The following is a 23,993-nucleotide window of genomic DNA, read 5'->3' as shown; positions in this document are numbered from 1 at the left end:
AGAAGGATTTTTATGGAGAATATTTTTAGCAAAGATTCTGATATTGAACTTGTAGATATAGAAAATTCTATAAAAGGTAGTTACTTAGACTATTCTATGAGTGTTATTATAGGTCGTGCTTTGCCTGACGCAAGAGATGGTTTAAAGCCTGTTCATAGAAGAATTTTATATGCTATGCAAAATGATGAGGCAAAAAGTAGAACAGATTTTGTCAAATCAGCCCGTATAGTGGGTGCTGTTATAGGTCGTTATCATCCACATGGAGATATAGCAGTTTATGATGCTTTGGTTAGAATGGCTCAAGATTTTTCTATGAGATATCCAAGTATTACAGGACAAGGCAACTTTGGATCTATAGATGGTGATAGCGCTGCTGCGATGCGTTATACTGAAGCAAAAATGAGTAAACTTTCTCATGAGCTTTTAAAAGATATAGATAAAGATACGGTCGATTTTGTTCCAAATTATGATGGTTCAGAAAGTGAACCTGATGTCTTACCTTCTAGGGTTCCAAATTTATTATTAAATGGTTCAAGTGGTATAGCTGTAGGTATGGCGACAAACATCCCACCTCATAGTTTAAATGAGTTGATAGATGGACTTTTATATTTGCTTGATAGTAAAGATGCAAGCTTAGAAGAGATTATGCAGTTTATCAAAGGTCCAGATTTTCCAACAGGTGGAATAATTTATGGTAAAAAAGGTATTATAGAAGCTTATCGCACAGGGCGTGGTCGCGTGAAAGTGCGCGCTAAAACTCATATTGAAAAAAAGACAAATAAAGATGTTATTGTTATAGATGAGCTTCCTTATCAAACCAATAAAGCTAGGCTTATAGAACAGATTGCAGAGCTTGTTAAAGAAAAGCAAATTGAAGGAATATCTGAAGTAAGAGATGAGAGCAATAAAGAAGGAATCCGCGTTGTTATAGAGCTTAAACGTGAGGCTATGAGTGAAATTGTTTTAAACAATCTATTTAAATCTACTACTATGGAAAGTACTTTTGGTGTGATTATGTTGGCAATTCACAATAAAGAACCTAAAATTTTCTCTTTGTTAGAACTTTTAAATCTTTTCTTAACCCATAGAAAAACAGTTATTATTAGAAGAACGATTTTTGAACTTCAAAAGGCAAGAGCAAGAGCTCATATTTTAGAAGGTCTTAAAATTGCACTTGATAATATAGATGAAGTGATTGCTTTAATTAAAAATAGTTCTGATAATAATACCGCAAGAGATTCTTTGGTAGCTAAATTTGGTCTTAGTGAGCTTCAAGCCAATGCTATTTTAGATATGAAACTTGGTCGTTTAACAGGACTTGAAAGAGAAAAAATCGAAAATGAACTTGCAGAATTAATGAAAGAAATTGCAAGACTTGAAGAAATTTTAAAAAGTGAAACCTTGCTTGAAAATTTAATTCGCGATGAATTAAAAGAAATTAGAAGTAAATTTGATGTGCCACGTATTACTCAAATTGAAGATGATTATGATGATATTGATATTGAAGATTTGATTCCTAATGAAAATATGGTTGTAACTATTACGCATCGTGGTTATATTAAGCGTGTGCCTAGTAAACAATATGAAAAGCAAAAACGAGGCGGAAAAGGAAAATTAGCCGTTACGACTTATGATGATGATTTTATAGAAAGTTTCTTTACGGCAAATACACATGATACACTTATGTTTGTAACAGATCGTGGACAGCTTTATTGGCTTAAAGTTTATAAAATTCCTGAAGGCTCAAGAACGGCTAAAGGAAAAGCAGTGGTAAATCTTATTAATTTACAAGCTGAAGAAAAAATCATGGCTATTATTCCAACCACGGATTTTGATGAGAGTAAATCTTTATGTTTCTTTACTAAAAATGGTATTGTAAAGCGTACAAATTTGAGTGAATATCAAAATATCAGAAGTGTAGGAGTTAGAGCGATCAACTTGGATGAAAATGATGAGTTGGTAACTGCTATTATTGTTCAAAGAGATGAAGATGAAATTTTTGCCACTGGTGGTGAAGAAAATTTAGAAAATCAAGAAATTGAAAATTTAGATGATGAAAATCTTGAAAATGAAGAAAGTGTAAGCACACAAGGTAAAATGCTCTTTGCAGTAACCAAAAAAGGTATGTGTATCAAATTCCCACTTGCTAAAGTGCGTGAAATCGGCCGTGTAAGTCGTGGGGTGACGGCTATTAAGTTTAAAGAGAAAAATGACGAATTAGTAGGTGCAGTTGTTATAGAAAATGATGAGCAAGAAATTTTAAGCATAAGTGCAAAAGGTATAGGAAAACGCACAAATGCTGGAGAATATAGATTGCAAAGCAGAGGTGGTAAGGGTGTAATTTGTATGAAACTTACAGAAAAAACCAAAGATCTTATTAGCGTAGTTATAGTAGATGAAACTATGGATTTGATGGCTCTTACAAGTTCAGGCAAGATGATACGTGTTGATATGCAAAGCATTAGAAAAGCAGGGCGTAATACGAGTGGTGTCATTGTAGTTAATGTGGAAAATGACGAGGTGGTTAGCATCGCTAAGTGTCCTAAAGAGGAAAATGATGAGGATGAGTTAAGCGATGAAAACTTTGGTTTAGATTTGTAATAAGTTTAAAGTTGGAACGCTTATTGCTTTTTATTTTTTACTAATTACAATATTTTGAAGGTGTAAAAATGAAAAAAATTTATTTTATGCTAGCAATAGCAGGAATTTTCGCTGGTTGTGTATCAAGTGCAAACAGTGCAACTAAAAATTCAAGTGCAAATAGCACTGCCCCATCTCAAGATGTTATCGTGCAAAAAGTCGATAAAGATGATGTGCGTGATATTATCAGAGAAGAAAAAATGTTGGCTCCAGATGCTAGCGAAACGGAACTTAGTTTTACAGCAGTTGGTGAAGGGATTGCTCCGATGAATACAGTTTCTACTGCTCAAGCCCTAGCTTTAGCAAAAAGAGCAGCGATTACAGATGCTTACAGACAGCTTGCAAGTAAGCTTTATGGTGTGAAAGTGAATGGTAAAGACACCGTAAAAGATGCAATGCTTAGAAGTTCAACTATTACTGCGCAAGTAAATGGTTTGATAAAAAATGCAAGTATTATTGATCAGAATTTTAATCAAGGGCTTTATAGGGTAAACTTAGAACTTAAAATCGATGCAGACAAGTGGAAAGAATTGTTTGCTTATTAATCTTTCTTAGCTTTAAGCTTTTTGCCCAAGATGAATTTATTTTTTGGGCAGAGCTTTCTAGTAAAAATTTCATTCTCTTTCATCAAAATCAAAATTTATCCTTAGCAATGACGCAAAGCGAAAATGTTGAAGAACAATGGGTATGTGAAATTTCTTATAGTGATCAAGATTTAAAAGTTTTACCTCGAACTTCTTTAGGATTGATTGATGATAATATGCCAAAAACAATTAAATTTAATTTTTTAAATTCTCATAAAGATGAGTTAAGCGATTGCTTTATAGGGGCTAGAATCAGTGTTAAGGATATTGTTAATACTGACTTATTACGTGCTCAAAGTGAAACTTATGTTAAAATTTTACCCTTGCGTTTTACCGTGGAATTTGGGGAACAAAATGCGATAATTTATTATCTTAAAAAAAAGTAAATTCAAAATTAAGCGCAAATTGGATACTATAGTAGAAATTTTTTAAAAGGCTTAGGATGAATTTAGTCATAGTAGAAGATGATATTAATATGCGCAAATCCTTAGAAATTGCATTAGCAGAGTATGAAGAATTTAATATTAAATCTTATAAATCTGCTACTGAAGCTTTAAAAAAAATAGATGAGAATACAGATTTGATTATTACAGATATTAATATGCCAGGAATTGATGGCATAGAATTTGTTAAAGCCTGTGAAAATAAATATGATTTTATTATTATGACAGGAAATGCTACTTTAAGCCGTGCTATAGAAGCGGTTCGTTTGGGAGTAAAAGATTTTTTAACCAAGCCTTTTGATGTTGATACTTTAGTCGAGGCTATTAAGCGTGCTAAAATCATAAGAGAAAAAACAGCCGATAAAAAAAGCAAAAAAAATGAAAAAAAAGAAGAAAATAAAGATTTTTTTTCAACTTCTCCTAATTTAGAAAAAACATTAAATTTAAGTCAAAAAGCGGCTAAAACTGATGCCTCTGTAATGTTTTTTGGAGAGAGTGGAGTAGGAAAAGAGGTATTTTCTCGTTATATTCACACTCATTCTAAACGCTCTAATAAGCCTTTTGTTGCTATTAATATGGCAGCCATTCCTGCAAATTTGATTGAAAGTGAGCTTTTTGGTTTTGAAAAAGGTGCTTTTACTGATGCTAATGCAACTAAAATAGGGCTTTTTGAAATGGCTAATGAGGGCACTTTATTTTTAGATGAAATTGGCGAAATGCCTTATGAAATTCAAGCCAAACTTTTAAGAGCTTTGCAAGAAAAAGAAATTACGCGACTTGGAAGTACAAAAAGCATCAAAATAGATGTAAGAATTATCAGTGCAACTAATGCAAATTTGGATGAAAAAATAAAAAATGGCGAATTTCGTTCAGATTTATATTATCGTTTAAACACTGTTCCTATTAATATCCCGCCTTTAAGAGAGCGTAAAGAAGAAATTTTAGGTATAGCTCAAAAGGTTTTAGAAGATACTTGTAAAGAATATGATTTTAAGGAAAAACAGCTCAGTCAAGAAGCTAAAAATGCTTTACTTGAATATGATTTTCCTGGTAATATTAGAGAATTAATATCCGTTGTACAAAGAGCTTGTATTTTAAGTGAAAATGATGAAATTTCAAGTGAAGATTTGTTCTTAGAAGCTAGAAGTATAAAAAAAGATGTAAAGAATTTAGAAAAAGAATTGATTTGTGAAGTTCTTTTAAGTGTAGATTATGAAAAGGATCAAGCTTCTCAAATTTTAGGTATGGATATAAAAATTTTAAATGAAAAAATTAAAAAATATCAAATAAAGGATAAGTAATGTCAAAAAAACAAGAAATAGCCATTGTGGGTGCTACTGGTGCGGTTGGGGAAGAGCTTTTAAATGTTTTAGATGAACTTGATTTCCCAGTGGAAAGTATTTTACCTTTAGCAAGTGCAAAAAGTGTAGGTAGTGAAGTAGAATTTAAAGGCAAAGCTTATAAAGTCAAAGAACTTACCGAAAATGTATTTAAAGAAAATCCTATTGATATTGCTTTTTTTAGCGCAGGTGGAAGTGTGAGTGAAAAATATGCTAAATTTGCAGTAGAATCAGGTGCTATTGTAATTGATAATACAAGTCATTTTAGAATGGAAAAAGATGTTCCTTTGGTGGTTCCTGAATGCAATCCTGAGGATATTAAAGATTGGAAAAAAACAGGGATTATTGCTAATCCAAATTGTTCTACTATACAAATGGTGCAAGTTTTAAAACCTTTAAATGATGCATTTAATTTAAAGCGTGTTGATGTAAGTACCTATCAGGCTGCAAGTGGAGCAGGAAAAGAAGGAATGCAAGAATTGGTTGAAGCCATGCAAAGTTTTTTTGCTTTTAAACTTGATGAATTTGAACCTCAAACTTTTCCTTATACTTTGGCACTTAATCTTATTCCACAAATTGATGTTTTTATGGATAATGATTACACTAAAGAAGAACTTAAAATGGTCAATGAAACTCAAAAAATTTTACATAAAAATTTAGAAGTTTCGGCAACTTGTGTAAGAGTGCCTGTTTTAAGAAGTCATAGCGAAGCCATTACTATGCATTTTGAAAAAGAAATAGATGTAAAAAAAGCTAAAGAAATTTTAGAAAAAGCACCAAGTGTTATTGTCATAGATGATCCTAAAAATAAAAAATACCCTATGCCCTTAATGACTAGCGATACTAATGAAACTTATGTAGGAAGAATTCGTGCTGATGTGTATGATAAAAAAATACTCCATCTTTGGTGTGTGGCGGATCAAATTCGTGTAGGTGCTGCAACAAATGCTGTGCGTATTGCGCAAAAATGGTTAGAATTAAAAAATAAATAAGGAAAAAAATGTTAGAGAAAATATTTGAATCTTTACTTGTTAGAAGTCGTATTGTTACAATTTTACCCGTAATTTTTGGTTTAATTGGAGCTTTTGTATTGTTTTTTATTGCAAGTTATGATGTTTTAAAAGTTATATTTTATACTTATAATTATTTTTTTGATGCAGGTTCTAATGTGGATTTGCATGAGGATGTGGTGGCTTTAATTATAGGAGCTGTTGATCTTTATCTTATGGCTTTAGTTTTGTTTATTTTTTCTTTTGGAGTTTATGAGCTTTTTATCAGCGAAATAGAAGAATTTAAACAAACAAAACAAAGCAAGGTTTTAGAGGTGCATAGCTTAGATCAATTAAAAGACAAGCTTGCAAAAGTTATCATTATGGTCTTAGTGGTAAATTTCTTTCAAAGGGTTTTACAGATGAAATTTGCTACTCCTGTGGATATGGCTTTTCTTGCTGGATCGATTTTAGCTCTTTGTGTAGGACTTTATTTTTTACACAAAGGTGGTCATTAACAAGGATTATCTTTTTTTGATATAATCGTTTTTTTGTGTTTAAAGAATAAAAATGAAAAAAATATTTTTAATTGGTATGATTTTAAATCATTTTGTTTTTGCAGCTCCGTTAGATGAAGTCTTTAAAGATATAGAAGTTTCAGGGACTGTTCGTTATCGCTATGATATTAAAAAAGAAAAAAAATACAACAAAAAAACACATAGATATCAAAATAAAACACAAACAGAAATTACAATAAAATAAGGAAAATCATGATTGCACGCTGGTTGTTTATTAGTTCAATATTTGTTGTTGCGCTTTTTGGTATTAACTTGAAATCATTTTTTACTTATACCTTTGATGCAAATAAGCAATATGATATGGAAAAAGCGAAGGCTTTGTATTTTCAAAATAAATGCAATACTTGCCATGGAGATAATGCTGAAAAGAGTGTTATAGGATCTAGAATTTTAAAAGATATGTCTCCTGAGGATATTAAAGGAGCTTTGATAGGTTATACTCTTGATAGTAGCAGTTCTACAACAGCTTCTCAAATGGCTTTTTATGCTAGAAATTTAAGCCACGAGGATATAGATAATATTATTGCTTATATTAAAGGTGGAAATTTTGCGCTTGATTTGCAAGTAAAAGATCTTCTTGAAGAAGAACCTGCGCAAAAAACAAAACATAATATATTTCTAAAATAAAATGTAAAAACTATAATTAAAAGGAATACTATGAAAAAACTAACTTTAACTTTAAGTGTTTTAACTATGGTAAATTGCTTATATGCTAAGGATATTAATATAGGAGTAGTTTTACCTTTAACTGGAACTGTGGCAGCTTATGGGCAAGATGTTTTTAACGGAATTGAACTGGCTAATAAGCTACAGCCAAAACTTTCAAATGGAGATGTTATTAAACTTATCACAATAGATACAAAAGGAGATAAGCTTGAAACTTCAAATGGAGTTAATCGTTTAATAGCAACAGATAAAGTCCTTGGGATTATTGGTGAAGCTACAACTCCAAATACCATTCAAGCTATTTCTATAGCAGAAGAGAAAAAAATTCCCCTAATAGCTCCAGTGGCATCTGGAGATAAATTGCTAGATAAAAAGAAATATGCAAGTAGAGTTTGTTTTAAAGATAGTTTTCAAGGAGATAAATTTGCTACTTATGTATCTAAGGATTTAGGACTTAAAAATGCTGTTATCATCATAGATCAAAGCAATGTTTATTCTTTAGGTTTGGCAAGAGCTTTTGAAAATTCTTTTAAGAATAATGGTGGGAAAATTATAAAAAAACTTGTTATTAATTCAGGAGATAAAGATTTTAGAGCTGTGGTTTCTCAACTTAAGAGTTTAAATCCTGATTTTGTTTATATGCCTATTTATCATCCTGAAGCTGCTTTAATTGCGAGACAAGCAAGACAAATTGGTTTTGATAAACTTTTAGCAGCAGGAGATGGTGTTAACAATCAAACTTTTATAGATCTTGGCGGAAGTGCTGTTAATGGAGTAATTTTCACTGATAGTTTTGATTATAACAATCCATCTACACAATTAGGAAAAGATTTTGTTGCAGCTTATGAGAAAGTTAAAGGAACAAAAGAACTTCCAGCATTTTCGGCTATGGGGGCTGATGCGTATTTTGTAATGTTAAATGCTATGAATGCTTGCGTTGGTAATCTTAGCAGCGAATGTATTAATAGCAAAATTCATCAAACTAAAGATTTTCAAGCTATTGGTGGTGTGATTAGCATAGATGAAAGCGGTAATGCCATTCGTTCTGTTGTGATTAAAGAAATTCAAAATCAAAAACAAAATTATAAAACAATTATAAATCCATAATTACTAAAATAAAGGTAGAGAATGAAAAAAAGTTTAATTTTAGCAAGTATTCTAAGTTTAAGTTTAAGTGCTGCGGAAGTCAAAATAGGAGTTGTTTTACCGCTTAGCGGAGCTACTGCAGCATATGGACAAAGCGCACTAGAAGGGATTAAACTTGCAAATTCAATGCAATCAGCTTTAAGTAATGGAGATAAGGTTTCTCTTACTATTATTGATACTAAAGGTGATAAATTAGAATCTTCGAGTGGAGCAAATCGTTTAGTTTCTCAAGATAAAGTTATAGGCCTTATAGGGGAAATGGTTACTGCTAATACATTGCAAGTTATGCGCGTAGCAGAAGATAATAAAATTCCATTGATCGCTCCTGCTGCAACTGGTGATAGATTGCTTGATAAAAAAATATATTCTTCTCGAGTATGTTTTATGGACAGTTTTCAAGGTTCATCTTTAGCAAAATATGTTTTTTCAAAACTTAATTACAAAAGTGCTGTTATTGTAGTAGATCAAAGCACTGACTATTCCTTAGGTTTAGCAAAAGCTTTTGAAAAACAGTACAAGTCTAATGGTGGTCAAATTCTTAGAATTTTAAGAGTTAATTCAGGTGATAAAGATTTTAGAGCTATTGTAGCTCAAGTTAAAAGTTTAAATCCAGAATTTATTTTTTTACCGCTTTATTATAGCGAAGCTTCTTTATTTGCAAGACAATCAAAACTCGCAGGTTTAAATATTCCTATGGGTTCTGCAGATGGAGTTGCTGATCAAACTTTTATTAGTTTAGCTGGAGATGCAAGCGAGGGGTATATTTTCACAGATAGTTTTGATGCTAATAATCCAACTACAAAATTAAGCAAAGAATTTATCAGTGTTTATGAAAAAGCTAAAGGAACAAAAGAAGTTCCAAATTTTTCGGCTATGGGTGCTGATGCGTATTTTGTAATGCTAAATGCTATGAATGCTTGCGTTGAAAATCTTACTAGTAAGTGTGTCAATGAAAAAATTCACCAAACTAAAAATTATCAAGGTGTTTCTGGTGTTATCAGTATTGATCAAACAGGAAATGCAACTCGTTCTGTAGTGGTTAAAGAAATTAAAAATCAGAAGCAAAATTATAAAGATATTATCAATCCTTAAAGGAAAAATAGAAAGATTATGGATTCTACTTTATTTTTACAACAACTTGTTAATGGACTTAGTTTGGGCAGTATGTATGCCCTTATTGCTGTTGGCTATACTATGGTTTATGGCGTGTTAAGACTTATTAATTTTGCTCACGGCGATATTATGATGGTTGGTGCTTATGCGGCTCTTTTTTGCATGACTAATCTAAATGTTCCTTTTCTAGGAGCTTTGTCTTTAGCAATGATTTTTGCTGCTTGTGTTGGAATAGCTACAGATAGAATCGCTTATAAACCTTTAAGACAGGCTCCTAGAATTTCATTGTTGATTACAGCAATCGGTATTAGTTTTTTCTTGCAAAATCTTTTTAATATGCTTTTTACTTCAACACCTAGAACTTTTACACCACCAAGTTATTTTGAGGAAAGTGTTAATTTTGGTGGAGTGATAACAACTTATGGTTCTTTAATGGTTCCTGCTCTTACATTTGTTATTTTAATAGCAGTGTTATGGATTTTGTATAAAAGCAAATATGGTATAGCTATTCGTGCTTTGGCATTTGATATACAAACAGTAAATTTAATGGGTATAGATGCAAATCGTATTATTGCTATAGTTTTTGCCCTAGGTTCAGCTTTGGCAGCAGTTGGGGGTGTTTTTTGGGCTGCAAATTATTACTCTGTTGAACCTACTATGGGAACTTTAATAGGTTTAAAAGCTTTTGCTGCTGCAGTTTTAGGAGGTATAGGTTCTGTAGTAGGTGCAGTTTTGGGTGGACTTATTATAGGATTTACTGAAGTTGTTGTTGTGGCTTTTTTTCCAGATTTATCAGGCTTTAAAGATGCATTTGCTTTTATTTTTTTGGTGTTTATATTGTTATTTAGGCCTACGGGAATTTTAGGTATAAATTTTGAAAAGAGTAGGTTTTAATGATGGTTAGAATTAAGGTTTCACATTTAATCTTTTTAATTGCTTCAATTATTTTTATTTTCATTTCTCCTTATATTTTTGGGGATTATGGATTAAACATTGTTAATCAAATTGCTATTTTTATTATTTTGGCTGTGAGTTACAATCTTATTAATGGTGTAACTGGACAATTTTCACTAGAACCCAATGGATTTGTTGCGATTGGAGCTTATGCGGCTACTTTAGTTCTTTTAAGTGCTGATGCAAAAAATGATCAGTTTTTTTTAGATGGTCCTAGTTCTTTTATTTTAGCTATCCATTCAAATTCCTTTATTCTAGCTTTAATTGTGGCTGGAATTTGTTCATCTTTACTTGCCCTGATTTTGGCTTTTGCTGTATTTCGCGTGAGAGGGGATTATTTGGCTATTGTAACTTTAGGCTTTGGAATAATTATTAAAATAGCTGCTATTAATTTTCCTTCTATTACTAATGGCTCAAGAGGGCTGGTAGATATTCCACAATTTTCCACGATCTATTGGACAGGTGGTATTGCTATTGTAGCGGTTATTTTAATTTTAAATATAGTTTATTCTAAATATGGTCGTGCAATGAAGGCTATAAGAGATGATGAAGATGCTGCAAGCGCTATGGGAATAAATACTTTTTGGATAAAAACTTTAGCTTTTAGCACTTCAGCATTTTTAGAAGGTGCAGGTGGCGGACTTTTAGCTTGTCTGTTGACTACTGTATCTCCAACTCAATTTGATTTTTTACTTACTTTTCAGCTTTTGATTATTATTGTTTTAGGTGGACTTGGTTCTACTACAGGTGCTATTATAGGTGCGATATTGGTTATTGGTGGAAGTGAGTGGCTTAGATTTTTAGATGAGTTAAATATAAAAATAGATTCTTTAAATCTTGATATCCAATCAACGCCAGGGCTTAGAATGGTTGTTTTTTCTATTGTTCTGATTTTAGTAATGCTTTTTGCAAGAAAAGGCATAATGGGTTATTATGAGTTGAGTGATGTGATTAGAGGGATTAAAAAGCGTTTTAAAAGGAGCAAAAAATGATTTTGGAATTAAAACAAATTTCAAAAAGTTTTGGTAGTGTTAAGGCTATTAATGAAACTTCTTTTAAAATCAATGAGGGTGAAATTTTTGCTTTAATTGGACCTAATGGGGCTGGCAAAACAACTCTTTTTAATATTATAACAGGTAACTATAAACCTAGTTCAGGTTCGGTTGAATTTCTAGGAGAAAGAATTGATCACTTAAAACCTCATAAGATTGTGCATTTAGGAATAGCTAGAACATTTCAAAATATTAGGCTTTTTTCAAGCATGAATGTGCTTGAAAATGTTCTTATTGGTTTTAATAAACAAATGAAATATAATATTTTTGAAGCCTTTTTGCATTTAGGGCGTTTTGGAAAAATAGAACAAGTATTTAAAGAGAAGGCTTATGCAATATTAGAAGAACTTGGTATTGCAGAATTTGCCTATGAAAAGGCTACTAGTTTGAGTTATGGACAACAAAGAAAAGTTGAGATTGCAAGAGCAATGGCTACTCAACCAAGATTATTATTGCTTGATGAGCCAGCCGCTGGGATGAATAGCTCTGAGAGTGATGAACTTGCTGAGCTCATTTTTAAATTACGAAAAGATTATAAAATTAGCGTTTTGCTTATAGAACATGATATGAAATTTGTAAATAAATTGTGTGATCGCGTATTGGTACTTGATTATGGAAAAACAATTTTTGAAGGTAAACTTTGCGATGCTGTAAATCATAAAGAAGTAATTGCTGCGTATTTAGGGGATTTTGATGCTAATAGTTAAAGATTTACATGTTTATTATGGATTAATTGAAGCTGTTAAAGGGATTGATTTTAAAGTGGAAACAGGTCATATTGTTTCTCTTATAGGTTCAAATGGAGCAGGTAAAACTTCAACTTTAAATGCGCTTTTAAACTCAGTTAAAAGAACTGGTGAGGTTAATTTCTTAGGTTATGATACTAAAAGGCATTTAACTCATACTTTAGTTCAAAAAGGTATAGCTTTAGTTCCTGAAGGAAGGCGTGTTTTTATTAATTTAAGCGTAGAGGAAAATTTAAAAATAGGTGCTTTTAATAATGCTGAAAATTATGAGCATTTAAGAGAGCAAATGTATAAACTTTTTCCAAGACTTGCAAGTAAAAAGCATGCTTTAGCTGGAACATTGAGTGGAGGGGAAGCGCAAATGCTTGCGATTTCAAGGGCTTTAATGAGTGAACCAAAACTTTTGATGTTGGATGAGCCTTCTTTGGGACTTGCTCCAAAGATTGTGGGTGAAGTTTTTGATATTATTGTGCGTTTAAAAGAAGAGGGTATAACTATTCTTTTGGTAGAGCAAAATGCTTATTCTGCATTAAAAATAAGTGATTATGCTTATGTTTTGGAAAATGGTCGCATTGTAATGGAAAACGAGGCTAAAAATTTAATAGGTGATGATGAGATTAGAAAGAAATATTTAGGGCTTTAAAATTTAAAGGAAAAAGAATGAAAAATATAATAAAAAGCATAGGGGATTTAAGAGTTTCGGTTGTATTGTTTTTGCTTTTTGCGCTTTTTTGTGCTTTGGCAACTTTTATTGAAAGTGCTTATGGAACTCCTACGGCTTGGGCAATGGTTTATGATACTTTTTGGTTTGAATATATACAACTTTTACTTGGTATTAATTTACTATGCGGGATGTTTCGTTATAAAATGTTTGGGCTTAAAAAATTACCTTTAATGATTTTTCATATTTCTTTTTTATTTATTTTAGTGGGTTCTGCAATGACAAGATATGCTGGTTTTGAAGGTATTTTACCTATTAGAGAGCATACTCAAAATTCACTTATAGAAAGTTCTAAGACTTCTTTGCGTATTTCTGCTATAAAAGATGGAGAACGCTATAGTGCGGTTAATGATCGTTATATAGGAAATTTGCCTTTTGCTAATTCTTTTAAACTAAAACTTAATTTAGGTGATGATCAAGCTGTATTAAAATATAAAGATTTAATCTTAAATGCTCATTATACTTATAAAGAAAATAATAATTCTGATCCTTTATTGGTTTTGATGCTTTCTCAAAAAGGATCTCAAGGTGTTGATGTTAAATTTGAAAAAGGTGAAGTTAAGAATATAGAAGGGGTTAACTTTGCTTTTATGAATGATAATGTTAAAGCACCTTTTGTAAAAATTGATGAAAATTTAACTTTAAGTTCAAGTGAAAACTTACATTTTCTAAGTATGCTAGATGGACAAAATTTAGACCTTAAAATTGGAGAAAAGGCAAATGCTAAGGAAAGAAGACTCTATGAAATTAATGATATCAGCTTTGTAGTTAAAGCTGCTTCTTTGCACGCGCAAGAAGCTTTAGAAGGTTCCAATAGACCTCAAGATGAAAGTTTTTGGTTATGGTTTAAATCTGCTTGGTTAGAAGTGGGTAGAACTATGTTGATTTCTACTTTTGGCGAGCCTCAAAATTGGAAAAATTCTTTATTATTGCATTTTAAAGATTTTGCCTTAAGCAATGAGAATAAAAACTTAGAATTAACTGGCTCTAATGCTTTGAAATTAGAATTAAGCTATAAAAATGAAAATAAAGAATTTTATATTTTTGAATATAATAAACCTATTATGATAGAACTTGCAGGTCAAAAATTCTTTATTTCTTGGGCACTTTCTTATGAACAATTGCCTTTTGATATTTATTTAAGAGATTTTGTATTAGATCGTTATCCAGGTTCTATGTCTCCAGCTTCTTATGCAAGTGAAATTACCGTAAAAAATAATAATGAAAATTTTGATTATAGAATTTTTATGAATAATGTTTTAGATTATGATGGCTATAGATTTTATCAAAGTTCTTATGATCAAGATGAAAAAGGGACTGTTTTATCTGTAAATAAAGATCCAGGCAAAATACCAACTTATATAGGTTATTTTTTGCTTTGTCTTGGAATGTTTATGAATTTTTTAAATCCACATTCTAGATTTAGAACTTTGGCAAGATTGATTAATAAAGACACTTTAAAACATACAAGTGTGATTATTTTTATTTTATTGTTATCTTTTGGTTCTGAAAAGACTTTTGCTCAAGATTTAAATTCGACCTTACCTATGGTAAATACTAATCATGCTAAAGCTCTTGCTACTTTAATAGTTCAAAAATCAGCAGATGGAAGAATGGTACCTTTTGATACGCTATCAAGAGAAATTTTAGAAAAAATTCATCAAAGTGATAGCTATAAGGGTCAAAATTCTAACGCTGTTATGCTTTCCATGCTCGTTGATGTAGATAAATGGCAAATGGAACCTTTTATTTTAATGCCACAAAATCAAGCAGTTCGTGATGCTATTGCAAATATTTTAGAAATTCCTAGTGCTAAATATATTTCTTATAAAGATTTCTTTGATGAGAATAACCGATATAAACTTCAAAAATATGTTGAAAATGCAAATCGTAAAAACCCAAATGCAAGAGGAGTTTTTGATAAGGAAATTATAAAACTAGATGAAAGAGCTAATGTTGTAAATTTAGTTTTTAGTGGTGAATTATTTAAATTTATTCCTGTTCAAAATAATCCAAATAATGTTTGGCTTGCACCTTTTTCTGCTGTAACTACTCTTAAGGGGGATGAAGGGCATATTGTTTTGGCTTTAATACAGAATTATTTTAGTGCCGTGGAAAATGCTTTTAAAGATGGTAATTGGACTAGAGCTGATGAAGGCTTGAAATTTATCAAAGAATATCAAGAAAAAATAGGATATAAAGTCATGCCTAGTAAAACCAAGGTTGAAATGGAAATTTTTTCTAATAAGGCTGAAATTTTCGTTAAACTCGCTCCTGTATATTTAATTGCGGGTTTTTTACTCTTGATTCTTGTTTTTTCTAAAATGGTCGTACCGAATTTAAAAATCTCTTTTATATTTAAAGTGGTATATGTTTTAAATGTTTTAGCTTTTGTAATTCATACAGTAGGTCTTGGACTTCGTGCTTATTTATCAGGTCATGCTCCATGGAGTAATGGCTATGAAAGTATGGTGTATATAGCTTGGGCATTGTCTTTGTCGGGTATATTTTTCTCCAGAAAAAGTCCTATAGCCTTGTCATTAACTTCTATTTTATCTGGTGTTGTATTAATGGTTGCGCATTTAAGCGAAATGAATCCGCAAATTACAAATCTTGTTCCTGTGCTTAATTCTTATTGGCTTAGTATTCATGTATCTGTTATTACTGCTAGTTATGGATTTTTAGGGCTTTGTGCCTTACTTGGTATCTTTACATTGTTCTTAATGTGTTTTCTTAAGAAAGATGGAAAATATAATCTTAATATTTTGAGAAATATTACAGAGGCTACAAGAATTAATGAAATGGCAATGATTTTTGGACTTTGTTTGCTTACTGTAGGAAATTTTTTAGGAGCAATTTGGGCAAATGAAAGTTGGGGGAGATATTGGAGTTGGGATTCTAAGGAAACTTGGGCTTTAGTTAGCATTTTGGTTTATGCAGCAATTTTGCATCTTAGAATGATTCCAAAATATTGTAATCAATTTGTGTTTGCTTTATGGAGTATGTTTGCTTATTGGGTTATTATTATGACTTATTTTGGAGTAAATTACTTTTTAACAGGACTTCATTCTTACGCTGCAGGCGAAGCGGCTCAAATTCCTAATTATGTTTATTGGGGATTTGCATTGATGGTGGTTTTAGCTTTTTTTGCAAGAAGGAAGCGAAATTTTGTGGGCAAACTTTAAATGAACCATATTTTTTTGGTTATTTTTTGTGCTGCTTTAGCGCTTTTATTGTTTTTAGGCGTGATTGCTTATCTTATTACAAGTGATGGCAAAAAAACAATTAAAAAGCAAAAAACTAGCCAAAAGCAGCATGTAGCTGAAAAGACTAAAAAATTTGATACAGACTTAGATAAAATGATAATTGCTGCTTCCGATGTTAAACTAACGGATATTGAATTAAAAGAACTTGCCAAACTTTATGTGCAGACACATAAACTTGGTTCAAAAACTTCTAAAGAATTAGATGAAGCAGCAAAAAAGAAACTAGAATTTGTTTCTGCTTTGGCTGCAAATATTAATGCAAGTGCACAAACAGTAAGTTACTTAAATAAAGAACTTAAGAAAATTTCTGGATCTTACAAAAAAGAAATTGATGCTTACGAGCATATGGGATTAGCTAAAAGAAAAATTAAAGAAGATAAATAATATGGTGCGCTCAAGAGGATTCGAACCTCTGGCCTTTTGAACCGCAATCAAATGCTCTATCCAGCTGAGCTATGAGCGCAAAAATAAGTTAAAATTATATATAAATATTCTTAAAATAAGCAAAATTTTGCTTATTTTGTTTGTTTTTTAGCTTTTTTACCTTCATCTAAATCAAATTCTTTAGTCTTTTTTGAATAATAAAATATAAAACCTACAATCAAAATACAGCAAATCAAAGAAAAAATATAAAGTGTACCATAAGGGCTATCTTTGAAAAAAAGATTATTAGTATTCATTCCAAAAAATCCTACGATCAAATTTAAAGGCAAGAAAATAGAAGAAAGTATACTTAAAAGATAAATACTTTTATTCATTTTTTCATTTTTAATTGCATTTGTTAATGTATAAAGAGTATCAACTCTTGCTAGATGTTCTTTGGTGTTTTTACTTAAGATGCTGATGGATAAATTTAAAATTTTTAAATGTTTTTTATATTGTGCTTGTTCACTAAGCAAAAGATTGAAAGCTTCGCTTAGAAGATTAATTTGCTTTAGATTTTTGTTGATTTTTTGTCTTAACACAAAGGATTTTTTGTAAAAATTTTTAACAAAACCACCTTTTAAGATAATACCTTCTTTGTGTTCTAAAAGGTTTTGAAAATGAGTATTTTGTACTTTAAAATCTTCTAAAATGGATTTAATAAAATTTGAAAATTCTTCTATGCTAGAAAGCTTAAATTCTCCATCTTGAAGTTTATAAATTTTTTCATCGTTAAAAAGCCAAGTTTCCAAATTTAATCCCACATAAACAAAAATTTTTTGTCCATAAATTTCACTATAAAAAGTTTCTAAATTCTTTGCTTGTAGGATTTTTTTTAGATTTTCGTGTAGTTCTAGCATTTTATTTGCCTCTTAAGTGATAAAAATTTCTTTTAAATTGCGTAAAAGAATTGTTCAAAATTGCTTCACGCATCTTTCTTGCAAGTTCAAGATAATAATGTAGATTGTGCAGACTTGCCAAACGAAAAAAAGTAAGTTCTTTAGCTTTAAAAAGATGGTTTAAATAACCCCTTGAAAAATTACGACAAGTATAACATGAGCAAGTAGAATCTATAACTTCATGATCGTTGATAAATTCTGCTTTTTTGATATTAAATTTTCCAAAACTTGTGAAAAATGTTCCATTTCTTGCATTTCTAGTTGGCATCACACAGTCAAACATATCTACTCCTCGCTCAACATTTTCTACTAAATCTTCAGGCGTTCCTACGCCCATTAAATATCTTGGACGATTTTCATCTAGATAAGGGTTTAAGTTTTGGACTGTTTCGTACATCAAGGCGTTTTCTTCGCCCACGCTAAGCCCACCTATAGCTAAACCATCAAATGGCATTTCATTTAAACTTAAAGCGCAACGCTTTCTTTCTTCATAATCTGTACCACCTTGGATAATACCAAAAATATTTTGCCCTATACCTATACCTTTATTTTGCATATTTTTATGATAAGTAATAGCCTCTTTTGCCCAAAGTATAGTGCGATCAACAGAAATTTTAACCCTTTCTTTGGTTGCGGGTAGGGCTACTAAATCATCTAAAATCATCATAATATCAGAATTAAAATCATATTGAGTATCTAAAACACTTTTTGGAGTAAAAAGATGACGACTTCCATCAATGTGACTTTTAAATTCTATGCCTTCATTAAAATGTTTGGAATTTTTACTTAAAGAAAAAGCTTGAAAACCACCACTATCGGTTAAAAAACTTCTATCAAATTTCGTAAATCCATGTAAACCTCCAAAATCTTTTACTACTTTGGAAGTTGGACGCAAGTACATGTGATAGGTATTTGCTAAAATAATTTTTGCATCAAGCTCATTTTTCATATCATTAGCATCAAGACTTTTAACCGCTCCTACTGTGCCAACAGGCATAAAAACAGGGGTTAAAAAAGTGCTGTGTGCGGTAGTGATTTCACAAACCCTTGCCATTCCATCTTTATGCTTTAATTTAAATTCCATTTGTTATAATTTCCTTTTTGGAGTTTAAAATGAATAATATTTTAATTATAATAGATGGTATTTTAGCAAAGCATTTCTTAGAAAGGCTTTGTTTTGAAAAAGGCTTAGGTTACTTTTTTACAGTAGTGTGTCAAAATAGTGAAAAAAATAACTTAAATATTTCTAGTGAGTATATTGACTTGCATTATTTTGATCCTACAAGCACAGCGCGTCTTGAAAATATTATGAGTAAGGATTTTAAACAGGCTTTTATTTATATGCAAGATGAATTTGAAACTAAAAAAAGTTATGAGGCTTTGCGTTCTTTAAATCCAAATTTAGAAATAGAAATAATGGATTTTTGGGGGTTAAGTGTTAATGATACTCATGCAAATTTAGCTGATGCTAGAATGACTTTAAGCCGTAGATTTATGGATTTTTTACCAGATATTGCTTTAACAGCTCAGTATATAGGACTTGGAGTTGGAGAGATTATGGAAGTAAAAATTCCAGCAGGGTCTATTTTTGCTTATAGGCACATAAGTTCAATACAACAAAAAAGGTGGCGCATAGTCCTTATTTATAGAAATTCTAAAATTTATTTTGTAAAACCATCTTTTGTTCTAGAGCCAAATGATAGCATTTTGATCGTTGGGGATCCTGTTGTTTTACAAAGTATTTTTCATAATATAAGAGGCAAAGCAGGGCAATTTCCTATGCCTTTTGGAAGTAATGTTTTTGCTTTAATTGATATGAAAAATATGAATCAAAATATGCAAGAAAGAGTGCTTGATACTACTTTAAAATTAACTCAAAAAAGCAATGCAAAAAGATTTTTTATACATGTTATCAATCCTAAATTAGGGGTAATGTATGAAAAATTAAAAAAACTTTCTGAGGATAAAGAAGGTGTGTTTTTTGATTATTTCAACACGGATTTTAAACAAATTTCCATGTGGTTGCAAAATAATGATATAGGATTAGTTGTAACTGATATAAAAAATTTTGAGAAAGAAAAACAAGCTTTTTTTGATTTAAAAATTCCTATTATGAAGGTGGGTGAAGCTTCTTTTGATGAGCTTAAAGAAGCGATTATTTTAAGTGCTGATGAGAGTGAACTTGAAAACAATGCAAATGTCATTACTGATTTAAGTAAACAGCTTGATTTTGGAGTTATTTTATATTATTATAATCCAAATTCTCAAAATACTACAGATATGGAGGAGTATTTTAGAAGTTTATCTAAGCTTTATGATAAAAATATACAAATTATTAATAAAAATGATGAAAACCCTCTTTTAAATTTGCAATATCGCGAAGATTTGTTACAATTTGTGAGTTTTCAAAAAGAATTACTAAATAGAGATTTTGCCAGAAATTTAAGTACAAATTTAAATAGGCATTATTACAAAATGAGACAAAATTACCAACTTTTCATACCAGTAGAATAAATAATTAATTAAATGTGATAAAATAAATGCAAAAAGAGTAGTTCAATGCAAGTAGAAGTTAAGTTAAAAGAAAATGCTTATAAGGTTTATATTGATGAACTTGAAGAATTAGAATTTGATAGTAAGGTTTTTATACTTTCAAATCCTAAGATTTCAGGTCTTCATTTGAAAACATTACTTTCTAAAATTAAGGCAAAAGAAATTTTTATTGCCACTGTGAAAGATGGTGAAGAATATAAAAATTTAAGCACCATGGAAGAAATTTTAAACCAAATGTTTAATTCTAAATTGGATAGAAAAAGCGTACTTATAAGTTTTGGTGGTGGCGTGATTAGTGATATGGGCGGATTTGCTGCTAGTATTTATCAAAGAGGTATTGATTTTATAAATATTCCTACTACACTTTTAGCTTGTGTTGATGCAGCAGTAGGTGGAAAAACAGGTGTTAATAATAATTTTGGTAAAAATCTTATTGGCACTTTTTATCAACCTAAAGCTGTATATTGTGAGAGTTTTTTTTTAAAGACTTTGAGCTCTAGAGAACTTGCTGCAGGCATGGCTGAATTTATTAAAATGGCAGTAATGTTTGATTATAGTATACTTGATTTTATAGAAAAAATTGATGAAAAAAGTTTCTTAAATGCTACTTGTGAGAATGAAATTTTTACTCAGATTATAGCAAAAAGCATAGAGCTTAAATCAAGGGTTGTTGAACAAGATGAAAAAGAATCAAGGCTTAGAATGCTTTTAAATTATGGTCATACTTTTGCTCATGTTATAGAAAATTTTACAGATTATAAGCTTTATTTACACGGAGAAGCGGTGGCTATAGGTATGGTTATGGCAAATCAATTGGCTTTAAATTTAGGGCTTTTGGATAAAATGCAAAGTCAAAGAATAAAAGATATTTTACTTAAATTCGGTTTGCCAATATCATATAAAATCAACAATGTAGATGAATTTTATGAAGCTTTTTTCATGGATAAAAAAAGCTCTAATAAAAAAATCAATTTTGTTCTTGCTAGTCCTTTGGGTAAGGGTTTGATAAAAGGTGATATTTCTAAAGAAGATATAATTGCAACTTTAAGAGAATTCCAATGAAAAAAATTATTATTTTAACCTTTTTTGTTGTTTTTGCTTTTGGTGATGTAAATCGGACTATTATTAATAATATAAATGAGAAAATTAATACTTTAAATACTGTAATCAGTGCTAGTATTTGGAATATACGTTATGAAAATTTTATAAAATATCAAGATATAAATGATGAATTAATCATTTTAAATCTTAATTTAAAAAAGACTTCCGATATTCACCAACAAGAAGAACTTAAACGCAAGATAGCAAATTTAGAAGAGCAATTGAACTTGCTTAAAGAATATAAAGATTTAAATTTTGCACAAAGTCTTAGTGCCCCTGATAATATAGAAACTTTATCTAAGCTTACTAATCCTTTGGCTATTATAGGAGCTTTTTCTCATATTAAGAAATTAAAAGGAGAAAAGGAAGAGTATATATTTAAATTTAATGATTTTAAAAATTTAGTAGATAAAATCAGGGAAAAAAACTCAGAACTTAAGGAATTAGTTGAGCTTAAACCAAGTGTTGAGAATATAGAAGCTTTAAAAGCTTCGGATAAAAAGCTGGAAGAATTTGAGCAAGCTTTAAATTTTGCTAGTGTTTCTTATTCTGTTTATGAGAAAAAAATTGATGAAGAGCTTTCTCGAGTAAGTGCTGAGATTAAAGTTCAAAGCTTAAGGGCTGTAAATATACTTGTTGCTATTGTTATTGTTATAGCTATAGCTTTTATGTTGAAATTTATTGCTAAAAAATACATTAAGGATAGTGAAAGATATTATACTGCTACGAAGATTATTAATTTTATTAATATAAATATTATTTTTCTTATTTTGCTCTTTGCTTATATAGAAAATATTACTTATCTTGTAACTATACTTGGTTTTGCCTCTGCGGGCTTAGCTATTGCTATGAAAGATATGTTTATGTCTATGCTTGGATGGTGTGTGATTATTTTTGGCGGAAGTTTTAGAGTAGGGGATCGTGTAAAAGTTTTTCAAAATGATACTACCTATATAGGAGATATTATAGACATTTCTTTTTTACGCATTACTCTTTATGAAGAGCTTACGCTTGAAACTTATAATAAAAATCGTCGTAGTGGGCGTATTATATTTATTCCTAATAACTATGTTTTTACAAATTTGCTTGCTAATTATACCCATCATGGTATGAAAACCGTGCTTGATGGCATTGATATAAGTGTTACTTTTGATAGCAATCTTGACAAAGCTCAAGAAATTGTGGAAAATATTGTTACACGCCATGCCAAAGGTTATACTGAGCTTGCTAGAAAAAATATAGCTCGTTTACAACATGAATATAGTATTAAAAATCCTAAAGTGGAGCCAAGGTTTTTTATGTTTTTTGAACATTGGGGAATGAGAATTTCTGCATGGTATATGACTAATGCTTATGCGGCTTTGGTATTAAGAAGTACGATTAGCAAAGAGATTATAAAAGAATTTAATAAGCATAAAGATATAAAAATTGCTTATCCATCGCAAAATTTATATTTAGGAAATTTAAATCAAAATCATTTTGAACAACATCATGAAAATATGTATTTTCATGCAAGGAATAAGGATTGAAAGAAAAAGTTTTTTTTAAAACCTTTGGGTGTCGCACAAATATTTATGATACAGAGCTTTTAAAAAGTTATGTAAAAGATTATGAGATTATAAATGATGAGAATAAAGCACAAATTATCGTTGTAAATTCTTGCACGGTTACAAATGGAGCTGATAGCGGGATAAAGTCTTATGTAAATACCATGCAAAAAAAAGGCATTAAAGTTATACTTACAGGTTGTGGTGCTGTAAGCAAAGGTAAGGAGCTTTTAGATAAAAAGCAAGTTTTTGGAGTGCTTGGAGCGTCAAATAAAGATAAAATCAATGAATTTTTAGGAGCAAAGACAAGTTTTTATGAACTTGGAAATTTAAATTTTATTGATAAAGATATAGTTTGTGAGTATGAAAATCATACCAAAGCTTTTGTGAAAATTCAAGAAGGTTGTGATTTTGCTTGTTCTTATTGTATTATTCCTAGCGTGAGGGGAAAATCAAGAAGTGTGGATGAAAAAGCTCTTTTAAAACAGGTTGAAATTTTGGGAGCTAATGGTTATAGTGAAATTGTTTTAACAGGGACTAATATAGGTTCATATGGGCTTAAAAATGGCACAACCCTAGGCAAGCTTTTGCAAAAAATGGGACAAATTTTAGGTATAAAACGCATAAGGCTAGGTAGTTTAGAACCTGCACAGCTTGATGAAAGTTTTTTAGAAATCTTAGATGAAGCTTGGCTTGAAAGGCATTTGCATATTGCATTGCAACATACAAGTGAAAAAATGCTTCGTATAATGAGAAGAAGATCACATACGGATAATGATTTAAAGCTTTTTAATACTATAGCAAGCAAAGGATATGCTTTAGGGACGGATTTTATAGTAGCTCATCCAGGCGAGAGTGAAGAGCTATGGCAAGAAGCTTTAAGAAATTTTAAAGAATTTCCACTCACTCATATCCATGCTTTTATTTTTAGCCCTAGAAACAACACGCATTCTGCTACCATGAAAGATGTGATAAATGGAACTTTAGCTAAAGAAAGGCTAAACACTTTAAAATCCATAGTAGAAAAAAATAATTATGAATTTAGGAAAAAAAATCAAGTTTCACTTGAAGTTTTGGTAGAAAATCAAAAAGATGGTTTTTTTGAGGGTTATGATCAGTTTTTTAATAAGATCAAAATTAAAAGTGATAAAGATATAGCTAAAGAATGGATCGTTATATCTGAATATGAAGTACAAGAAAAGTCTAACTTTACAAATTTAAAAGGCTAGATA

General features: G+C 30.5%; 22 protein-coding genes and 1 tRNA gene. 20 read left to right on the top strand and 3 right to left on the bottom strand.

The features are described 5' to 3' along the window. Nucleotides 1-12: 12 nt before the first annotated feature. From gyrA to FBF22_RS04920, 16 genes are all read left to right on the top strand, one after another. Nucleotides 13-2,601, top strand: coding sequence for a DNA topoisomerase (ATP-hydrolyzing) subunit A (gene gyrA / locus FBF22_RS04995; protein ID WP_002859180.1), 2,589 nt, complete (start codon nucleotides 13-15; stop codon nucleotides 2,599-2,601). A 68-nt stretch (nucleotides 2,602-2,669) separates the two neighbouring features. Beyond that, nucleotides 2,670-3,185: a flagellar assembly lipoprotein FlgP gene (flgP, locus tag FBF22_RS04990; RefSeq protein ID WP_002859181.1), complete on the top strand. Its 516-nt coding sequence runs from the start codon at nucleotides 2,670-2,672 to the stop codon at nucleotides 3,183-3,185. Beyond that, entirely contained in the window at nucleotides 3,161-3,610 is a 450-nt protein-coding gene (gene flgQ / locus FBF22_RS04985; protein WP_002852929.1) for a flagellar assembly protein FlgQ, read from the top strand. Before flgP ends, flgQ begins: the two co-directional genes overlap by 25 nt. A gap of 56 nt (nucleotides 3,611-3,666) precedes the next feature. Beyond that, nucleotides 3,667-4,968 (top strand): fla regulon two-component system response regulator, encoded by a 1,302-nt coding sequence (gene flgR / locus FBF22_RS04980; protein ID WP_165433265.1) that lies wholly within the window; start codon nucleotides 3,667-3,669, stop codon nucleotides 4,966-4,968. After that, nucleotides 4,968-5,999, top strand: a complete 1,032-nt coding sequence (locus tag FBF22_RS04975; RefSeq protein WP_004307659.1) for an aspartate-semialdehyde dehydrogenase — start codon at nucleotides 4,968-4,970, stop codon at nucleotides 5,997-5,999. Before flgR ends, FBF22_RS04975 begins: the two co-directional genes overlap by 1 nt. A gap of 8 nt (nucleotides 6,000-6,007) precedes the next feature. Beyond that, entirely contained in the window at nucleotides 6,008-6,514 is a 507-nt protein-coding gene (locus FBF22_RS04970; RefSeq protein ID WP_002852919.1) for a YqhA family protein, read from the top strand. Between the two features lie 52 nt (nucleotides 6,515-6,566). After that, the gene (locus FBF22_RS04965; RefSeq protein WP_002853004.1) at nucleotides 6,567-6,758 is read left to right on the top strand and encodes a mini-MOMP protein; all 192 of its coding nucleotides are present in this window, start codon (nucleotides 6,567-6,569) and stop codon (nucleotides 6,756-6,758) included. 8 nt (nucleotides 6,759-6,766) lie between these two features. Further along, nucleotides 6,767-7,201 (top strand): c-type cytochrome, encoded by a 435-nt coding sequence (locus tag FBF22_RS04960; protein ID WP_002853050.1) that lies wholly within the window; start codon nucleotides 6,767-6,769, stop codon nucleotides 7,199-7,201. A gap of 30 nt (nucleotides 7,202-7,231) precedes the next feature. Further along, a complete protein-coding gene (locus tag FBF22_RS04955) occupies nucleotides 7,232-8,347 on the top strand; it encodes an ABC transporter substrate-binding protein (RefSeq protein WP_004307660.1) in 1,116 nt (371 codons plus the stop codon). 21 nt (nucleotides 8,348-8,368) lie between these two features. Next, nucleotides 8,369-9,478 carry an ABC transporter substrate-binding protein gene (locus tag FBF22_RS04950; RefSeq protein ID WP_002888256.1) on the top strand — a complete coding sequence of 370 codons (1,110 nt, stop codon included), beginning with the start codon at nucleotides 8,369-8,371 and terminating at the stop codon, nucleotides 9,476-9,478. 18 nt (nucleotides 9,479-9,496) lie between these two features. Next, nucleotides 9,497-10,393 (top strand): branched-chain amino acid ABC transporter permease, encoded by an 897-nt coding sequence (locus tag FBF22_RS04945; RefSeq protein WP_002852952.1) that lies wholly within the window; start codon nucleotides 9,497-9,499, stop codon nucleotides 10,391-10,393. Then, a complete protein-coding gene (locus FBF22_RS04940; RefSeq protein ID WP_032599740.1) occupies nucleotides 10,393-11,445 on the top strand; it encodes a branched-chain amino acid ABC transporter permease in 1,053 nt (350 codons plus the stop codon). Before FBF22_RS04945 ends, FBF22_RS04940 begins: the two co-directional genes overlap by 1 nt. Further along, the gene (locus tag FBF22_RS04935) at nucleotides 11,442-12,212 is read left to right on the top strand and encodes an ABC transporter ATP-binding protein (protein WP_002853599.1); all 771 of its coding nucleotides are present in this window, start codon (nucleotides 11,442-11,444) and stop codon (nucleotides 12,210-12,212) included. The genes FBF22_RS04940 and FBF22_RS04935 overlap by 4 nt, the downstream gene beginning before the upstream one ends. After that, a complete protein-coding gene (locus tag FBF22_RS04930) occupies nucleotides 12,199-12,894 on the top strand; it encodes an ABC transporter ATP-binding protein (protein WP_002852965.1) in 696 nt (231 codons plus the stop codon). Before FBF22_RS04935 ends, FBF22_RS04930 begins: the two co-directional genes overlap by 14 nt. Before the next feature lie 17 nt (nucleotides 12,895-12,911). After that, nucleotides 12,912-16,157: a cytochrome c biogenesis protein CcsA gene (ccsA, locus tag FBF22_RS04925; RefSeq protein ID WP_004307666.1), complete on the top strand. Its 3,246-nt coding sequence runs from the start codon at nucleotides 12,912-12,914 to the stop codon at nucleotides 16,155-16,157. Nucleotides 16,158-16,172: 15 nt separating this feature from the next. Beyond that, entirely contained in the window at nucleotides 16,173-16,622 is a 450-nt protein-coding gene (locus tag FBF22_RS04920; RefSeq protein WP_014517258.1) for a hypothetical protein, read from the top strand. Between the two features lie 2 nt (nucleotides 16,623-16,624). Here FBF22_RS04920 and FBF22_RS04915 read toward each other — a convergent pair. The 3 genes from FBF22_RS04915 to tgt all read right to left on the bottom strand — a co-directional run bounded on the left by FBF22_RS04915 (nucleotide 16,625) and on the right by tgt (nucleotide 18,644). Continuing rightward, a tRNA-Arg gene (locus FBF22_RS04915) sits at nucleotides 16,625-16,701 on the bottom strand. Between the two features lie 52 nt (nucleotides 16,702-16,753). Next, nucleotides 16,754-17,521 (bottom strand): magnesium transporter CorA family protein, encoded by a 768-nt coding sequence (locus FBF22_RS04910; protein ID WP_002912988.1) that lies wholly within the window; start codon nucleotides 17,519-17,521, stop codon nucleotides 16,754-16,756. A 1-nt stretch (nucleotide 17,522) separates the two neighbouring features. Further along, complete coding sequence (gene tgt, locus FBF22_RS04905) at nucleotides 17,523-18,644, bottom strand: tRNA guanosine(34) transglycosylase Tgt (protein ID WP_002853029.1); 1,122 nt, start codon at nucleotides 18,642-18,644, stop codon at nucleotides 17,523-17,525. Nucleotides 18,645-18,673: 29 nt separating this feature from the next. Here tgt and FBF22_RS04900 point away from each other — a divergent pair, with 29 nt between their 5' ends. The 4 genes from FBF22_RS04900 to mtaB are packed head-to-tail and all read left to right on the top strand — an operon-like array spanning nucleotide 18,674 to nucleotide 23,990. Further along, the gene (locus tag FBF22_RS04900) at nucleotides 18,674-20,074 is read left to right on the top strand and encodes a COG3400 family protein (protein WP_002857878.1); all 1,401 of its coding nucleotides are present in this window, start codon (nucleotides 18,674-18,676) and stop codon (nucleotides 20,072-20,074) included. Nucleotides 20,075-20,119: 45 nt separating this feature from the next. Continuing rightward, nucleotides 20,120-21,175: a 3-dehydroquinate synthase gene (gene aroB / locus FBF22_RS04895; protein WP_004307668.1), complete on the top strand. Its 1,056-nt coding sequence runs from the start codon at nucleotides 20,120-20,122 to the stop codon at nucleotides 21,173-21,175. Continuing rightward, nucleotides 21,172-22,743 carry a mechanosensitive ion channel domain-containing protein gene (locus tag FBF22_RS04890; protein ID WP_002852957.1) on the top strand — a complete coding sequence of 524 codons (1,572 nt, stop codon included), beginning with the start codon at nucleotides 21,172-21,174 and terminating at the stop codon, nucleotides 22,741-22,743. Before aroB ends, FBF22_RS04890 begins: the two co-directional genes overlap by 4 nt. Continuing rightward, the gene (gene mtaB / locus FBF22_RS04885) at nucleotides 22,740-23,990 is read left to right on the top strand and encodes a tRNA (N(6)-L-threonylcarbamoyladenosine(37)-C(2))-methylthiotransferase MtaB (protein ID WP_002858158.1); all 1,251 of its coding nucleotides are present in this window, start codon (nucleotides 22,740-22,742) and stop codon (nucleotides 23,988-23,990) included. The genes FBF22_RS04890 and mtaB overlap by 4 nt, the downstream gene beginning before the upstream one ends. Nucleotides 23,991-23,993: the final 3 nt, after the last annotated feature.

The organism is Campylobacter sp. CFSAN093260, from assembly GCF_012890095.1.
In the GTDB taxonomy this organism is placed as follows: Bacteria; Campylobacterota; Campylobacteria; order Campylobacterales; family Campylobacteraceae; genus Campylobacter_D; species Campylobacter_D jejuni.
This window is presented reverse-complemented; position numbering and strand designations above follow the sequence as displayed.

Coding starts and splice junctions, on each gene's coding strand:
- FBF22_RS04975 (WP_004307659.1), top strand. CDS start 4,968: ATGTCAAAAAAACAAGAAATAGCCATTGTGGGTGCTACTGGTGCGGTT.
- flgR (WP_165433265.1), top strand. CDS start 3,667: ATGAATTTAGTCATAGTAGAAGATGATATTAATATGCGCAAATCCTTA.
- ccsA (WP_004307666.1), top strand. CDS start 12,912: ATGAAAAATATAATAAAAAGCATAGGGGATTTAAGAGTTTCGGTTGTA.
- FBF22_RS04900 (WP_002857878.1), top strand. CDS start 18,674: ATGAATAATATTTTAATTATAATAGATGGTATTTTAGCAAAGCATTTC.
- FBF22_RS04930 (WP_002852965.1), top strand. CDS start 12,199: ATGCTAATAGTTAAAGATTTACATGTTTATTATGGATTAATTGAAGCT.
- FBF22_RS04945 (WP_002852952.1), top strand. CDS start 9,497: ATGGATTCTACTTTATTTTTACAACAACTTGTTAATGGACTTAGTTTG.
- FBF22_RS04890 (WP_002852957.1), top strand. CDS start 21,172: ATGAAAAAAATTATTATTTTAACCTTTTTTGTTGTTTTTGCTTTTGGT.
- FBF22_RS04960 (WP_002853050.1), top strand. CDS start 6,767: ATGATTGCACGCTGGTTGTTTATTAGTTCAATATTTGTTGTTGCGCTT.
- FBF22_RS04940 (WP_032599740.1), top strand. CDS start 10,393: ATGATGGTTAGAATTAAGGTTTCACATTTAATCTTTTTAATTGCTTCA.
- flgP (WP_002859181.1), top strand. CDS start 2,670: ATGAAAAAAATTTATTTTATGCTAGCAATAGCAGGAATTTTCGCTGGT.
- FBF22_RS04950 (WP_002888256.1), top strand. CDS start 8,369: ATGAAAAAAAGTTTAATTTTAGCAAGTATTCTAAGTTTAAGTTTAAGT.
- FBF22_RS04935 (WP_002853599.1), top strand. CDS start 11,442: ATGATTTTGGAATTAAAACAAATTTCAAAAAGTTTTGGTAGTGTTAAG.
- FBF22_RS04970 (WP_002852919.1), top strand. CDS start 6,008: ATGTTAGAGAAAATATTTGAATCTTTACTTGTTAGAAGTCGTATTGTT.
- FBF22_RS04955 (WP_004307660.1), top strand. CDS start 7,232: ATGAAAAAACTAACTTTAACTTTAAGTGTTTTAACTATGGTAAATTGC.
- gyrA (WP_002859180.1), top strand. CDS start 13: ATGGAGAATATTTTTAGCAAAGATTCTGATATTGAACTTGTAGATATA.
- FBF22_RS04910 (WP_002912988.1), bottom strand. CDS start 17,521: ATGCTAGAACTACACGAAAATCTAAAAAAAATCCTACAAGCAAAGAAT.
- aroB (WP_004307668.1), top strand. CDS start 20,120: ATGCAAGTAGAAGTTAAGTTAAAAGAAAATGCTTATAAGGTTTATATT.
- FBF22_RS04965 (WP_002853004.1), top strand. CDS start 6,567: ATGAAAAAAATATTTTTAATTGGTATGATTTTAAATCATTTTGTTTTT.
- tgt (WP_002853029.1), bottom strand. CDS start 18,644: ATGGAATTTAAATTAAAGCATAAAGATGGAATGGCAAGGGTTTGTGAA.